Raw genomic sequence first — 13,676 nt, forward strand, 5'->3', positions numbered from 1 at the left:
CCGAACGAGCTCTCGATCGAGCAAACCCAGCCCGAAACAGCAGGAGATCATCATGGGTGGCCAACCGTACAGTGGCGAGCCGAACCTCAGCGATCCGGGAAGTCTGGAGACGCAATGGTCGAATCTGAGCAAATCGGCAGGCCAGGGTTCTTTTGGATTCGACCCCTCGATCGCCGCCGACTGTGTCAAGGCCTGTATCGCCGCGATCGAGAGTCTGCAGGGGCTGCGACAGAATTCGACCAAGCTGCTGACCATCCCCCACGGCGCGTTCGGTACGCTGCCCTATCATTCGGGCGATCTCCTGGAGGCTGCGTTCAACAAGCTGGTCGGCAATATGAATGACTCCCTGGACGTGCACTCCAGGATTCTGACCGATATGGGTGACACCTTCATCTCGGCCGCCACGACCTATGCAAAGGCCGACCACGAATCGACATCGAGTTTCACCAATCTCTCCGGAGAACTGCACAACCCGACACCGGCCGCGCTGCAGTACGGCGTAGATACCGACTCGCTGAGCTCCCTGCCGGTATACGGCCAGAGCCGCTACAATAATACAACCGGAAACGTTCCGGGATTCAATGTTCCGGAATTCAATTTCCCGGTCGAGTACGAAAATCTTCCCGCGCTCGCGACCGGAGATCAGCCCGGCAGCATGGCCGCCTTTCAGCTGGTCACACTCGGTCAGACGATAGACAACAAGCAGGTGTATACCGCCGCCAACAACTGGACGCACCTGCACCTTCAGCTGAACAGTACCCGTACCACCCTGGCGCAGCAGATCTCGAAGGCAATGGAATCCGGTAGCTGGTTCGGATACGGAGCGAGTTCCGCGAACGAGGCGGTCTACAACGAGGTGTGCATCCTCGCCGATCTGGCCTCTCATGCCATGCTGGTGGCGAATAATCTGGCGTATGCGCAGGATTGGCTGGCTCAGGCGAAGGCCGCGATGCCGACCTCAACCACCGTCACCCAGAACGGCAAGAGCTATCCGATGGACGCGGCGACGCTCAACAGCCACCGGGATCGGTACCAGTCCACATATGCCAGCCAATACGATAAGTCGCGAAAAGATATGCCGACCATCGTCGCGCCGCAGAGTAAGAACAACAACGGAAACAACCAGAACCAGAATCAGAACGGCGACAATAAGGGTAATAACAACGGCGGCACGAATAACGGCAACAACGGGGCGGCGAACAACGGCTCGAGTTCCGGCGCCGGATCTCACTCGGGAGCCGGTGCGGGTTCGCAGTCGGATACTGGTTCCGGTGCGGGTGTTCACTCGGGGTCCGGTTTTGGTGCGGCCTCGGTGTCGGGGTCCGGTTTCGGTGCGGGTTCGCATTCGGGTTCCGGTTCCGGTGTAGGTTCTCAGTCCGGCTTCGGCCCGGGGCGCGCCGTGGGCTCCGGCGCCGCCGCTTCGGACGCATCGACCGCCGCACAGCAACAGGCCCAGGCCGCACAGGCTCTTCAGCAGGGTTTGCAGACCGGTCTATCGGCACTGCAGCAGGCATTGCAGGCCGGGCAGCAGCTCGCCCAGCAGGCGCTGGCCGCCGGACAGCAGGCCGCGGCGCAGAATGCGCTATCGGCGCTGAACCCCTCGGACATCGCCGGCCTGGCCGATAAGGCCGCTGCGCAATTCGGTGGCACCGCGGCCGCATCCGCCGGCAGTGGGATGGGAGCGGGTGCGGGCCAGGCGCTGGGCGACTATCAGGGGCAATCTCGCCTGTTTCCCCGGGCTGGTCTCATCGGTCCTACGGCCCCCGGCTCACCAGCGGTCGCGGTGCCGGGCGTGGCGGCCGGCAGCATGCCATCAGCAGGCTCGCCCATGGGCGGTATGGGTGGCGCCGGACAGAACAGGGACAACGACAAGGCCCACAAGCGCGCGAAATACCTCGATTCGACCGCCAATCTCGACGAGGCATTCGGCACCGCGCCCGATATGGCCCGCCCGATCGTCGGCGCCGCCGATCCGGAAACCGAGCAGGCCCAGCCGGTTGAGCAACCGGTCACCGTGCGGACCGTCGAGGGCGAATCGCAGGAACGGCCGGTCTCATCGCGCAAGACCAAGGTTCGCGTCCACAGGCCCGATCAGGGACAGGGGCGGCAGGTCACGGTCTGATCGTCGCCGCACGTGCTCCGGTAATCACCGTGTGGATCAGAGCGATTCGTCGCGGATCGCCGTGACGATCGCGGCGATGCGATCGTTGATCAGGTCCACCAGGCCACGCGCGTCCACCGGCTTCGCGATCGCCGGATCGCCGGGCAGGATCGCATACCGCCCGTCGCCGTGTCGATCGCGCCACTCCAGGCGGTGCCGGGTCGTGCCGCGCACCCCGAATTTCGACCGGGCCTGCACGATGTCGAGCGTGCCGACGGTGTCGAATCCGGCGCGGGTAAACGCCCGATACCGTTGCGCGGCACTGTCGTCCCCGATGTACACCGGCGACAGGCCGTATTCGTAGTCGACATCCTCGGCCGAGGCGCCCGGCACGACGACCTCGCCCAACTCGCCCGCCGGCATCTCCGGCAGCGCTGCGACCACGACGGCGGCCAGCTCGGGCACCTCGCATTCGGCGAGGTCGTAACCGCCGCTGTGCCAAATCGTCTCGCCGGGGCGCTGAACGACGACCGCGGCCAGACCCGCCCGGCACGCGCCCAGGACCCGGATGCAGCCCTCCGGATCCTCCATATCCTGCCCGTCGTAACCCTGGACCTCGATCCGGATGTCCGGCCCACCGAGCGCATCGACAATGGACCGCAGTTCCAAATCGTTCAGGGTGCACAACCGATCGAGTACCCGCCGTTTCTCCGCCCGGTACTCGTGCTCGTCGGTCATCCGCTCGGTGTATATCAGCGGCGCCGGCAGCCAGTCGTGATGCACGCTGTCCCACAGCGTATTCCACCCGAAGTCCGTGAAGCTCCACTCGCGACCCATCCGGCTGTGCTCCGATCCCTCATCCGTATGGCGGGGATCCGACGAATCGCGTGGGCACACGACTCGTCGGATCGCACACGCATTTTCGCAGTTTCCGCACGACTCGGCTCGGCGCCGAGAGACATTTCGCCCAGCGCGGGTGCGGTACACGGAGGTGGGTGAGATACTGCCACCGTGTTGCAGCCTCCTCCAGTGACACCGCCACCCTCGCTGATCGCTCCGCCCCAGGCACTCACGAGCCGGGATCTGGACGGCGTCCTGCACGTGCTGGAAGACTGCGAGCGCGCACCCTCCGCCGGGGATCTGCGGGCCGTCGCACTGGAGGCCATGGCGCGTTATCTGGGATATCGAGAGACCACGTTCTTCATGGGCGAGACGTTGCAGGACTGCTTCGTCGACGATACCGCGATACTCAACGGCCGCGTCGCCGGTCTGCTCCCGCAGTACCTGGAACACTGGCACCGATACGACCCATTCGCTCGGCCGCCGTCCGTCGGCTTTCTCGCTCGGTACGACGTGGCGTCACTGGACTGGTTTCCCCACCCCAGCCGACCCGATATGCGCAACTACCTGGACAGATTCCTGTTCGCCAACAGCATGCACGCCAAGATCGTGATTCTGTTGCGGAGTTCCCGTGCCGTTGCTGCGATGGGTGTGCTCGATTCGGAGTCGGGCGCGTTCGGACCCCGCGATCTGGCCCTGGCGCGGCTCATCGGGCGTCATCTGGGCGGTCTGCTGGATCTGCATCTCGCGGCGGACAACACCGCCGCTCCGGCCGTTGCCCTGTCCCCACGACAAGCAGAGGTGGCCGGACTCGTCGCCGACGGCCTGACCAACGCCGAGATAGCCCAGCGACTTCACATCGGTGTCGACACGGTGAAAAAGCATCTTACCCTAGCTCTTTCGACCACCGGCTGCCGGAACCGGACGCAGCTTGCCCTTCGCCTGCGCGGGACGCGGTCGTAGCGGCTCCTCCTGCCGGCCGCGGTGCACCAGGATGAACACGCTCCGTGAACGGCGGCCACCAGCCCTGGCGCCTGGACCGAGTCCAGGTCGCAAAGTCCTTCGTGCAGGGCCGGTTCGGCTGGATCAGCGTGCAAACGAGCATCGTCACCGGCGGAGATCGCCTGCCAGGCCCGCCGAGGTAGGCCGGCGGCCACCGCGTCGGCGCGGGCGTGGCCCGCGCGCGGTTCCCGCCACTCGCGGACCAGAACCAGCCGTTGCCGAAGCAGGCCCACCGATTTGCAGGCGGGTGGGTTATTTGGCCGGTGTCACCGGCTGTTGTGCGGGGTCTTTGCAGTAGGCGAGCTGGGGCGGGCAGGGCGCGAGGATGGTGGAGAAGTATTGGATGGCGGCGAACAGGGTGATGGGCCCACCGGCCACGACGAGCCCGGTCATGGACCCGACCGCGCCGAGGGTGGCCGCGCCCAGGACACAGCCGGCGATGGCGGCACCGACGAAGGGCGCGAGCAGGAAGATGACCGGGCTCGAGATCGCGGCCCCGACCGCCGCGCCGGCCAGGCAACCGACGCCGGCGCCCAGGACAGCGCCCAGCACGGCACTGACCGCGGCGCCGATCGTAAGCCGCTGAGCGAAGGTGCCCAGGGCTTGCGTGTCGCGCGGGTTGACCGATTCCGCAAATCAAATCTTCGATGTGGTCGAGAAATTCGATGCCAAGTTGATTTCCGGCGATGAGCTTGTCGCATTCAATTTTGAGAAATAGCTCGACCGTGTTGTCCAAAAGCATCAGGCTAATCCGCTGTGGTATTCGACCTTCAGTGATACGAGTCGAATCCCCAGCTCAGATGCTATCAGGTGATGCCGTCCTGTCTCTTCGAAGTTGAGGCACCCCACTGGCGTTGACCTGTGGTGCCGCAACATATCGAGACGGCGAATGGCGGATTCGTCTCATTGGGCATGAGGCAAATCGGCGGATTGGTGTGGTCCTGTCTGTCGGATGATCGTCTGGGCGGCGGCTCCGTAGACGGCATGGTGGTGCAGTTCTTCCCGGAGTTACTCGCAGATGGCCAGCTCACTGGGCGTACATAGGAACCGGCTTACTCTCCTGGCTGCTCACCTGACATCGGCGAGTTGTCCTCTGCGGCAGGCGGTTCGACCTCGGAGTGCGGGATTTCGGGTGCCAGCGCCGTGATCGCGACGGTCGGGCAAGTGTCGATGATTGGACCGCAGGTGTAGACCGGAAGCGGAGTTTCAGCACTTCTTGCTGTCGTGCATCGCCCGTCTGCGAGACGTTGGATGGTGGCGCTCAGCCAGGCCTGGAGATCAGCGGGGTCGCCGAGTTCGGAACGCAGGACCCGGCGGCGGGTCGAGACGCCGAGCACGAAAGCGTCGATCGCTGCGGCTCGGCTGCGGGCATCCGCATCGTCCAGGCCGCTGTCGCGCAGGTAGCGGTGCAGCGGCTCCAGCGAGTTCGTGTCGAGGAATGCGGCCAGCGCCTCCGCTGCCTCCGGGCGTTCGCCGGACGCGCGTTGCAGCACGAGCAGCGGATCCTCCCCTGGTGCACCGAACCAGCGCGCGACGATGCTCGCCGCCAGGCGCGAACCCAGCGCGGAACGGTCCCCGTCGAAGGAATTCGAGACCGGGATCTCCACCCGGGTTGCCGCCAGGAAAAGGCCATCCTTGCCGCCGAAATAGCGGGTGATGAGGTTGGGCGACACCCCGGCCGCGTCGGCTATACCTTTAACCGTGATCGCCGTGTACCCGTGCTGGGCGAACTGGCGTTGCGCGTGCTCCAGGATCCGCTGCCTGGTGGCGGCCGCATCGCGCAATGTCATGTGTACGAGCATACACATGATGTGTACGCTGATACACATGAACGGCGAGATACGGGAACGACTCCGGCGGACGCGGCGTGTCACAACCCCGTGGAGTGAGGACAGGACGCGCGGCATCGCCGGCACTCACCTCGACGAACTGCTCGAACGCTGGGCCAACGGGTACGACTGGGGCGTGCACGAGCGCCGCATCGACGAGTTCCCTTGGGAGACAGTGCAAACAGGCGACATCGACCTGCGGGTGATCCACCAGCGATCCGCCGATCCTGGCGTCCCAGTTGTCGTGCTGCTGCATGGCTGGCCGGACTCGGTGTTGCGGTTCGAGCGCGTCCTGCCTTTGCTCGCGGACCTGCACGTGGTGGTTCCCGCGCTGCCGGGCTTCCCGTTCGCGGCCCCGCTCACCATGCCCGGTATGTCGGTCAACCGGATCGCCGGAATCGTCGCAGCCGCTCTCGATGAGCTCGGTTACTCGCGGTACACGGTGTCCGGTGGCGACGTGGGTGGCACCGTCGCGGAAGTCCTCGCGGCCGAACACCCGGATCGGGTGGCTGCCTTGCACCTCACGAACATTGCCCCGCTGCATGCGCTCAGGGCAGACCGGTCGAACCTCGCGCCCGACGCGGTGGCCTACCTCGACCGGTCGGCGCAGTGGTTCCGGACCGAGGGCGGGTACATCGCGGAGCAGTCGACGCGGCCGAACACGCTCGCTGCCGCCCTCGGCGACTCACCCGCTGGCCTCGCGGCGTGGATCGTGGAGAAACTGGAGTCCTGGTCCGACGAGTCGGCCTTCACTGTGGACGAACTGCTCACCTGGGTCACTGCCTACTGGGTCACCGGCACGATCGGCACCTCTTTCGCCACCTATGCCGAACCGGTCACCCTCCCTGACCGGATCGACACGCCGACCGTGCTGTCGGTGTTCCCGCGCGACATCAAACCGGAGCCGCGAAGCTACGCGGAGGCGTTCCTGAACGTTTGCGAGTATGTGAAACACCGGGCCGGCGGCCACTTCGCAGCCTGGGAACAGCCCGAGGCCTACGCCGGTGACATACACCGAGCGGTCAAGCTGGGCGGCTGAACGGAGCTTGCGGATGTTCCACCTGCAACACCGCACGCCCGGCACGGCCCATGGCGTGGCAGCCGGCACCGAACGTTCGTGGTCACGGCACCAGCCACAGCGCCTCAACTACATGAGACAAATCCCAAAATGCCTCAACTCAGCGAGACTGCCTCGGTTTTAACGAGATCGGACAGATGCCGTGTCAGGATTGGCGGACGAATGTTCCTGCAGCTCTTGCCTTCAGTAGATCCAGCCTCAACAGTGTTGCATCAAAAGCAACGGAGGTGAGGATGGGGAGAGCGGCGGATCTGCCCGGCGCGGCGCACCTGGTGCTGGCACCAGGGGTGGTGCATCTCGATCCTGCGACGGCGGTGTTCGAGGGGATGCTGTTCCCTGTCAAGTCAGCGTGTTGAGATCCTGACGGCCGGTTCTATAACCAGTCTGCGGCAGTGGCCTTCGGACTGGTGCCCTTCCCGCCAGCCTGAGCTGAAGTGGATAGCTTGAGCCCGATTCGTCGGAGGGGTGGCCAAAGGGCGTGTCCCGTGGATATCCGTCGGAGATGCCCGGTGGGGTTTCGTCGTGCACACGCCCCCGTAGCTCAGCCGGTTAGAGCAGGACGCTTATAACGTCAAGGTCGTGGGTTCAAGCCCCGCCGGGGGTACTCGGGATTGGGCATGCCAGCTCGGGGACCACGCTTGCCGGAATCCCTCCGGGATCCCGAAATCGTGTCGTGCGGTGGTTGGCTGACTGGCTGCCCGTCGGCGCGGTCAGTTGTCGGATTCGGATGATCATCGGTCTCGAATCGGGATGACTGCAGCGCTGGGGTTCGCCAGCGCCTCTCGCAGTGCTGTCTTGAGCGACCCGGTGCCCGGCCGTGACATGATGTCGTGAACGTCGTGGTCGAACAGCAGCGCTCCCTCCGGGACCATTCGCTCCAGCACGCGAATAGCGTTGACGACAGGACGAATCGCGACCCAAGGCATGTCGCGTTCCACTCCGGCGGAGTCGTGGTTGCCGTACTCGTCGACGGCGTTCTTGAACACGGTGCCGCGGATCAAGTGCCGGCCGACCTTGCCCTCGGCATCGGGTGCCGGGTCGGGGCAGCACCCAGACCGCATGCCCAGGACCTCACCCGGACGGGCGCCTGTGAGGTAGGCGCAGACCACGAACGCGGCTGTCACCAAGTGCCGCATCAGGATTGGTGCTTCATTGAAGTCGATCGAAGACCTCCACGGCCGTCCGGCGATCCGGCCGGCCACCGGAACATCGAGCGGGCAAGGCCCGGGGCGCTGCGCCACCGCGGCCACCAACCCCTCACGGGCGCAGAACTTGTCGATCTGGTCCTTCGAGGCTCCGGTGATGCCGCCGATGTAGGTGCGGGCCAGCCCAATCCTGGTCGTGTAGACGGTGGCGGGCAGAGGTCCACCGGTCGCAACGAGAGGGCCGAGATAGGCATGAAGTGCGGCGGCTCCAGCCTCGGTCGCGACGCTCGAGTGGGCTATGGTCGTGAGTCGCTGCCGTTCCGACGACTTGCTTCATCGCCACCGGATTCCGACGCACGTGGCCGCTCTCGACCGCCCACCGATACAGGCTGGCGAACGCGGCCAACTCCCGATCCCACTTGGTGCCGCCGATCCGCCCCGGGTTGGTCTCGGCGAACCGCCGCCAGTGCTCGAAGTCCTCCAGATCCCGGGACACCGCTTCGGTCCATCGCCGGCCCCGCTGGGACAGGAAGGTCAGCAGCAGCGCGATATCGGTTGCGTAGTTGCGCCGCGTCTCGGCGGTGTACCGGCGGAACGTCGTCGACTGCCCGTACAGACCCAACACCGGGTCCACCGTGTAGTCCGGAGCCAGAAAGATCGGATCCCCCGCCCGAACCCCAACCTGATTCTCACGAGCCGGGAGATCCTCCCACCTGGCCAACCCCCTGCGCCGCACTCCGCTCCGGACCTCGTCCTGCAGCACCCAGAACACCCGCCAACTCGCCACGCTTCGCTTCCCTCTCGACGTGCATCAACACGCACATCTAATAGGGAAATGCTGGAGGGTGGGCGCGGCAGCAGCGCACCCGATTCCTCAACTGGGACACCACGATCAAGCCGCGGTTGTCACTAGTGCGCCGGTTGGCGGTGTTCTCGAATCAGTATCCGTGGCAGTGGCAGCCCGCCGAAGTGGAGGCGTTCTTCGATCACTTGCGTTCCACTGCACCGAGTTTCGGTGTCTCGAGCGCTCGGCAGCATCAGAACTCGTTGCGGTTGTCTTGTGAGTGTTGGCTGACGACAGTCAAGTAGGATGAGTTGCATGCGATGAGAACCGTTTCACGGCAATCGGATCGTCATCCGCCCTGAGCGTCGAAGCAGTTCACTGACAGCAAACCCAAGCCACTCAGACGATCTCGAGTTGATATGCAGCCTGGACCCAGAAGCCACCGGGCTCGTACTCACCGCCGAACGTGAGGATGTAATCACCAGGTTGCAGGTCGTCCAGCCTGCACCAAAGGCCCCAGGCCGTCGCCTTGAACAAGCCGGTCACGCCGAAGGGGCCACCGGCTGCCGCGTTGACAGAGAACGGGATGCGGTTGGTCACCTCCTGCACCGGCAGGGAGACACCGTTCAGCTCGGCATGACCACTTGCCGTGGGTGCCACCGGAACACGGCCGCCGACGAACGGGAACGACTTCCGGACCTTTTGGAACATGTTGAAGGCGGGAAAGAAGATCGGGCGACCGGAGGGCACGGAGCAGCACCTGCTGACCTCGCCACCGAAAGTTCCGGCGAGGAACCAGACATCGTCGGGCTGGCCTTCGGCCGCAAGGATTCCGGTCTCGTCGCATACCGGATTCTTGGCGTTGGGGATCGACATGGCCCACTGCCACCACCGGACGGCCAAATCGACGTTACTGCTGTGCATCCAAACCACCTTGATGATCTATCCGTCGGTCAGGATAGCCGAGCGTTGGAGAGGGGTGCCGAGGGCACGACATCCCACGCCATCCGCTACCTCGTAGAGCGGGCTGACCCACCTGGCGGGCCGCGCATCCAGTCATGGCCAGCGCCAACACCGCCCACACCTGGTCGTAGGACAGTGCGATAGGTCCTGTCCATGCTTGGTTGTCACGCGGAACGTCAGGCGCGGACACGAGTTTGGTTGCGGATACTGACCGTTCGAGATGCAGCGTCGTTTATATGGGCGGTGCCGTCGCTGCCCGAGATGTCGGTGTTCACGAACGCGACGTATCCGACGAGCAGAGGGGATCCATCCATCGCGAGGGCGTGTCTCGCATGCGCCGTAGTCGATTTCGAACGCCTTGACCGCGAGTTGGGCTTGCCGATGTCCTCAGCGTTGTAGATTTCCTTCGTCGCCGCGATGCGCCGATTTCGGCAGCGCGGCAAGAACATTCGCAGATTTGTGAAACCAGCAACGCTGCTCTCCCGTTTCCGGGAACACATCCCGCAGCGCTTTCCAGAATCCGAGCGCGCCGTCACCGACCGCGAGCACCGGGGCGGTCATGCCGCGGCGGCGGCAACCCCGCAGCAGATCCGCCCACGACTCGGTCGATTCGCGATAGCCGTCGGCAATCGCGACCAGCTCCTTTGCGAAGATTGCGGATCAACAGCCGGGATCTGCGCGCAGGCCAGCGGCGGTGATGCCGTGGATCGCGCATGCTTCGTCGTCATCGGGCAGGTGGCCGCTCACCCCAACCGCGCCGATGAGGCGGTCGTGCTCGTCGTGGACGAGCACCCCGCCGGGGCCGGGCACGAGATTGCCGTCGGCGAGTGCGATGAGGGAGTCGACAAACGCGGGGCGAGCGGCCGCCATTGCGGCCAGACTGCGGCTGCCGACCCCCATGTTCAACGCCCCGTGGGCCTTCCCTCGGGCGATGTGTTCGCGCAGGAGGCTCGAGCCGTCTTCCCGGGCAAAGCTCACGAGTTGGCCTGCGGCATCCAGCACCGCGATGGTCATCGGGGGAAACGCGTTGCCGTGTGCGTACTCCAGCGCCGCGCCCACGATGGCGTGCGCGTCAACCAGCGTGATCGACGTGACCGGTCTCACGGGCATGACTAACCTCCAACAAAAGTGATCGCTCTATTTGATTCCGACTTTGCATCCGCGCGTACCCGCCAGCACTATGGGCCTTCGCCGGTCGTCCAGTCGCCGTGACCATTCCAGCTCGGCGCTCGTTTCGCCACGAACGCCTCGACCGCGTTCCGGAAGTCGGCGGAGCCGTAGACGCGAGAGACGATGTCGGTCACGTCGGCATCGCGTCCGCTGCGGTGTAGTCTGCGCAGCCCTTCTTTGGATGCCCACATACTCAAGGGCGCGTGTGCGACGATGCGTTCGGTGATCGCTTCGGTTGCTCTTTCCACATCATCCGCCAGCGCCACGAGGAATCCCGCCGAATGGGCCTCCTCGGCGCTCATCAACTCGGCTGTCAGCAGGAGCGCGGTCGTGCGTGAGTGACCGAAGTTCTGCACGAGCAGGTCGAGGGCGGCCGTCGAGACACAATTCCCGAGTGTGCGTGCGATCGGAACTCCGAATTTCGCTCGGGGTGTCGCGACCCGGAGGTCGACAGCGCAGGCGATGCCGAGACCGCCTCCGACGCAGTAGCCGTCGATCGAGGCGACGGTGGGGATCCTCACCGCCTGCAGCCGGTTGAGCACCGCGCTCACCCGGCGCTCGTAGTCCACGCCATCCTGCCCCGTGGAGAACTGGGTGAATTGGCTGATGTCCGTACCGGCGACGAATGCGCGACCGCCGGCGCCGCGCAGGACCATGACCCGGATGGCGCTATCGGAGTCGGCCTGGTCGCAGGCTTGCTCGAGCGCCTCATACATGGCCCAGGTCATTGCGTTCCGCTGATCCGGCCGGTTGAACGTCACGGTGAGCACGTGGTTTTCGGCGCCGATCTCGATTTCGGATGTGCTCATCGCTACTTGTCGCCTTCTCGGTCGACGTCGCCCATTTCCGCGCGGACCGTTGCGGTCGAATCGCCCAGTGGCGGTCCGGCATGCGCCCGCCGCACGGGGGTGCGGGAGAAGCGCATCGGGGACCCCAGCTGCTCGGCCGAGCCCAGCGTGGGGTGTGGTGCGTCCCAGAAGAAATCCCGTTGTCGCAATGTCTCGTCGGTGAACACCTGTGCGTAATCGAGGATCGGGGCGCACGGCACCCCCGCCAGCTCGAGGTCGTCCACAATGGACCGCGACGTCCGGGTTGTGGTGATCCTTTCGATGGCCCCGATGAGCTCTTCGCGATACTGCCGCCTGGCGTAAGCATCACCGTATCGCGGGTCGGAGAGCAGATCGTCGAGACCCAGTGTGTGGCAGAACGCCGACCAGGTCTTCGGCGTGGTCGCACCGATGGTGACGTGCCCGTCAGCGGTCCGCACCGCCTGGTAGGGCGCGTTGTTCTGATGTGCGGATCCGTGCGGGCGCGGGACGGTTCCGTCGGCGAAATACATGCCGGCTTCCCATATCGCAAGGGAGACGCCCGATTCCAGCAGGGAGACATCGATGTGCTGCCCTTCCCCCGACCGGTCTCGCTCGCGCAACGCCGCGGTCACTGCCAGGGCGATGTAGAGGGCGCAGGCGAGGTCACAGATCGGGACGCCGACCTTGGCGGGGTCGTGATCGGGAAACCCGGTGATGCTCATCAGGCCACTGCGTGCCTGCGCCATGATGTCCAGACCAGGGAGGTGGGCGAGCGGGCCGTCCTGGCCCCACCCCGACGCCGAGGCATAGATCAGCCGCGGGTTCTCCTCGCGCAGGATCGGATAGTCGAGTCCCAACCGGCTCATCGCTCCTGGCCGGAGGTTCTCGACCAGGACGTCCGCCTCGCGTACGAGCTCCCGGAACGCGGCATTGTCGTGTTCGGCTTTGAGGTCGAGCGTGACAGATTCCTTGTTGCGGTTCAGCCGCAGGAACGGGGAGCTTTCCCCGCGGATGAACGGCCCGGTGGCGCGGACGGGATCACCACCGTCGGGGTTCTCCACCTTGATCACGCGGGCACCGAGGTCGGCCAGTTGCATCGTTGCGTACGGGGCCGCCATAAACGCGCCGACCTCGAGCACGGTCACGCCGGTCAAGGGTGGGTTCGATGCTGTCGTCAACATATCCTCCGTCTCCATGTTCAGCCCCGGTCGGCCACTGTGTTGCGAAGCGTGCCGATACCAGAGATTTCGACCTCGACGATCTCACCGGGCACCATCGGCCCTACCCCGGCAGGACTGCCGGTCAGCAACACATCGCCAGGTTCGAGAGTGATCCATCGGGTGACGAACGCCAGCAGCTCCCCTACCCCGAACACCATGTCCGAGGTCGATCCATCTTGGACGACTCGGCCGCCGAGCCGGGTGGTGATCCGCAACTCCGACGGATCGGCTATGTCTGTCTCGATCCACGGACCCAGTGGGCAGAAGGTGTCCGCGCTCTTCGCCCGAGTCCACTGGCCATCATCTCGCCAATCATGCGCGGTGACGTCGTTCGCGCACGTGTAGCCCAGCACGAAGTCCGCGGCACGATCGGCCGGCACGTCCCGGGCGGTGCGGCCGATGACGACGGCCAGCTCACCCTCGTACTCCAGGCGCCGGACCTCGGTAGGCCGCAATATCACCGCGTCAGGGCCGGTGATCGCGTTGGGGGCCTTCAAGAACAGTGGTGGCCGCTGCGGCCAGGGCCTGCCCTTCTCGGCGATCTGACCGGCGTAGTTGCTGCCGGCACAGACGATCGTGCGAGGATCGCACGGGGCGAGCAGCGCCAGCTCCGCCAGTTTCCCCACCACCCCGCCCGGCTCGGCATTCCCGCCGGGAAACTCGTGCACCACATCCCCGACAACCACGCCCCGCTTGGCCTGTCCGTCGAGCGAATAGCGAACAATTCGCATGACT

The 13,676-nt window shown here is 65.2% G+C and carries 14 protein-coding genes, 1 tRNA gene and 1 pseudogene; 5 read left to right on the plus strand and 11 right to left on the minus strand.

Annotated elements, in window-relative coordinates; translation table 11 throughout:
* Nucleotides 1–52: 52 nt before the first annotated feature.
* Nucleotides 53–2,122, plus strand: coding sequence for a PPE domain-containing protein (locus ABH933_RS22535; protein ID WP_429420017.1), 2,070 nt, complete (start codon nt 53–55; stop codon nt 2,120–2,122).
* A gap of 36 nt (nt 2,123–2,158) precedes the next feature.
* Here the strand turns inward: ABH933_RS22535 and ABH933_RS22540 are convergent, their stop codons facing one another.
* Nucleotides 2,159–2,938 carry an ESX secretion-associated protein EspG gene (locus ABH933_RS22540; protein WP_429420015.1) on the minus strand — a complete coding sequence of 260 codons (780 nt, stop codon included), beginning with the start codon at nt 2,936–2,938 and terminating at the stop codon, nt 2,159–2,161.
* Nucleotides 2,939–3,130: 192 nt separating this feature from the next.
* On the opposite strand from ABH933_RS22540, the gene ABH933_RS22545 reads away from it, so the two are divergent.
* Nucleotides 3,131–3,904: a helix-turn-helix transcriptional regulator gene (locus tag ABH933_RS22545; protein WP_429420013.1), complete on the plus strand. Its 774-nt coding sequence runs from the start codon at nt 3,131–3,133 to the stop codon at nt 3,902–3,904.
* 291 nt (nt 3,905–4,195) lie between these two features.
* On the opposite strand, the gene ABH933_RS22550 is transcribed toward ABH933_RS22545, so the two are convergent.
* A complete protein-coding gene (locus ABH933_RS22550; RefSeq protein ID WP_429420011.1) occupies nt 4,196–4,495 on the minus strand; it encodes a hypothetical protein in 300 nt (99 codons plus the stop codon).
* A 500-nt stretch (nt 4,496–4,995) separates the two neighbouring features.
* Nucleotides 4,996–5,733, minus strand: a complete 738-nt coding sequence (locus ABH933_RS22555) for a TetR/AcrR family transcriptional regulator (RefSeq protein WP_429420009.1) — start codon at nt 5,731–5,733, stop codon at nt 4,996–4,998.
* A 37-nt stretch (nt 5,734–5,770) separates the two neighbouring features.
* On the opposite strand from ABH933_RS22555, the gene ABH933_RS22560 reads away from it, so the two are divergent.
* From ABH933_RS22560 to ABH933_RS22570, 3 genes are all read left to right on the plus strand, one after another.
* Entirely contained in the window at nt 5,771–6,811 is a 1,041-nt protein-coding gene (locus tag ABH933_RS22560) for an epoxide hydrolase family protein (RefSeq protein WP_429420007.1), read from the plus strand.
* A gap of 272 nt (nt 6,812–7,083) precedes the next feature.
* On the plus strand, nt 7,084–7,206 hold the full coding sequence (locus tag ABH933_RS22565; protein WP_429420005.1) for a hypothetical protein: 123 nt from the start codon (nt 7,084–7,086) through the stop codon (nt 7,204–7,206).
* Nucleotides 7,207–7,380: 174 nt separating this feature from the next.
* Nucleotides 7,381–7,454, plus strand: a tRNA-Ile gene (locus ABH933_RS22570).
* A gap of 127 nt (nt 7,455–7,581) precedes the next feature.
* On the opposite strand, the gene ABH933_RS22575 is transcribed toward ABH933_RS22570, so the two are convergent.
* From ABH933_RS22575 to ABH933_RS22610, 8 genes and pseudogenes are all read right to left on the minus strand, one after another.
* Nucleotides 7,582–8,100, minus strand: a complete 519-nt coding sequence (locus tag ABH933_RS22575) for a hypothetical protein (protein WP_429420003.1) — start codon at nt 8,098–8,100, stop codon at nt 7,582–7,584.
* 7 nt (nt 8,101–8,107) lie between these two features.
* Nucleotides 8,108–8,782, minus strand: a complete 675-nt coding sequence (locus tag ABH933_RS22580; protein ID WP_429420000.1) for a site-specific integrase — start codon at nt 8,780–8,782, stop codon at nt 8,108–8,110.
* 396 nt (nt 8,783–9,178) lie between these two features.
* Entirely contained in the window at nt 9,179–9,703 is a 525-nt protein-coding gene (locus ABH933_RS22585; RefSeq protein WP_429419998.1) for a hypothetical protein, read from the minus strand.
* A gap of 372 nt (nt 9,704–10,075) precedes the next feature.
* Nucleotides 10,076–10,387: pseudogene (locus ABH933_RS22590) on the minus strand (transposase); the annotation flags it as partial.
* A gap of 15 nt (nt 10,388–10,402) precedes the next feature.
* Nucleotides 10,403–10,852, minus strand: coding sequence for a GlcG/HbpS family heme-binding protein (locus ABH933_RS22595; RefSeq protein ID WP_429419996.1), 450 nt, complete (start codon nt 10,850–10,852; stop codon nt 10,403–10,405).
* A gap of 68 nt (nt 10,853–10,920) precedes the next feature.
* Nucleotides 10,921–11,721, minus strand: a complete 801-nt coding sequence (locus ABH933_RS22600; RefSeq protein ID WP_429419995.1) for an enoyl-CoA hydratase/isomerase family protein — start codon at nt 11,719–11,721, stop codon at nt 10,921–10,923.
* A gap of 2 nt (nt 11,722–11,723) precedes the next feature.
* On the minus strand, nt 11,724–12,902 hold the full coding sequence (locus ABH933_RS22605; protein ID WP_429419994.1) for a CaiB/BaiF CoA transferase family protein: 1,179 nt from the start codon (nt 12,900–12,902) through the stop codon (nt 11,724–11,726).
* Nucleotides 12,903–12,919: 17 nt separating this feature from the next.
* Nucleotides 12,920–13,672, minus strand: a complete 753-nt coding sequence (locus tag ABH933_RS22610) for a fumarylacetoacetate hydrolase family protein (RefSeq protein ID WP_429419992.1) — start codon at nt 13,670–13,672, stop codon at nt 12,920–12,922.
* Nucleotides 13,673–13,676 lie beyond the last annotated feature (4 nt).

The organism is Nocardia sp. GP40 (genome assembly GCF_050434125.1).
GTDB classification, from domain to species: Bacteria; Actinomycetota; Actinomycetes; order Mycobacteriales; family Mycobacteriaceae; genus Nocardia; species Nocardia albiluteola.

What these genes read in the sequence shown, in the direction of transcription:
- ABH933_RS22565 (WP_429420005.1), top strand. Translation starts at nt 7,084, where the DNA reads ATGGGGAGAGCGGCGGATCTGCCCGGCGCGGCGCACCTGGTGCTGGCA.
- ABH933_RS22610 (WP_429419992.1), bottom strand. Translation starts at nt 13,672, where the DNA reads ATGCGAATTGTTCGCTATTCGCTCGACGGACAGGCCAAGCGGGGCGTG.
- ABH933_RS22605 (WP_429419994.1), bottom strand. Translation starts at nt 12,902, where the DNA reads ATGTTGACGACAGCATCGAACCCACCCTTGACCGGCGTGACCGTGCTC.
- ABH933_RS22535 (WP_429420017.1), top strand. Translation starts at nt 53, where the DNA reads ATGGGTGGCCAACCGTACAGTGGCGAGCCGAACCTCAGCGATCCGGGA.
- ABH933_RS22560 (WP_429420007.1), top strand. Translation starts at nt 5,771, where the DNA reads ATGAACGGCGAGATACGGGAACGACTCCGGCGGACGCGGCGTGTCACA.
- ABH933_RS22600 (WP_429419995.1), bottom strand. Translation starts at nt 11,721, where the DNA reads ATGAGCACATCCGAAATCGAGATCGGCGCCGAAAACCACGTGCTCACC.
- ABH933_RS22555 (WP_429420009.1), bottom strand. Translation starts at nt 5,733, where the DNA reads ATGACATTGCGCGATGCGGCCGCCACCAGGCAGCGGATCCTGGAGCAC.
- ABH933_RS22595 (WP_429419996.1), bottom strand. Translation starts at nt 10,852, where the DNA reads ATGCCCGTGAGACCGGTCACGTCGATCACGCTGGTTGACGCGCACGCC.
- ABH933_RS22585 (WP_429419998.1), bottom strand. Translation starts at nt 9,703, where the DNA reads ATGCACAGCAGTAACGTCGATTTGGCCGTCCGGTGGTGGCAGTGGGCC.
- ABH933_RS22540 (WP_429420015.1), bottom strand. Translation starts at nt 2,938, where the DNA reads ATGGGTCGCGAGTGGAGCTTCACGGACTTCGGGTGGAATACGCTGTGG.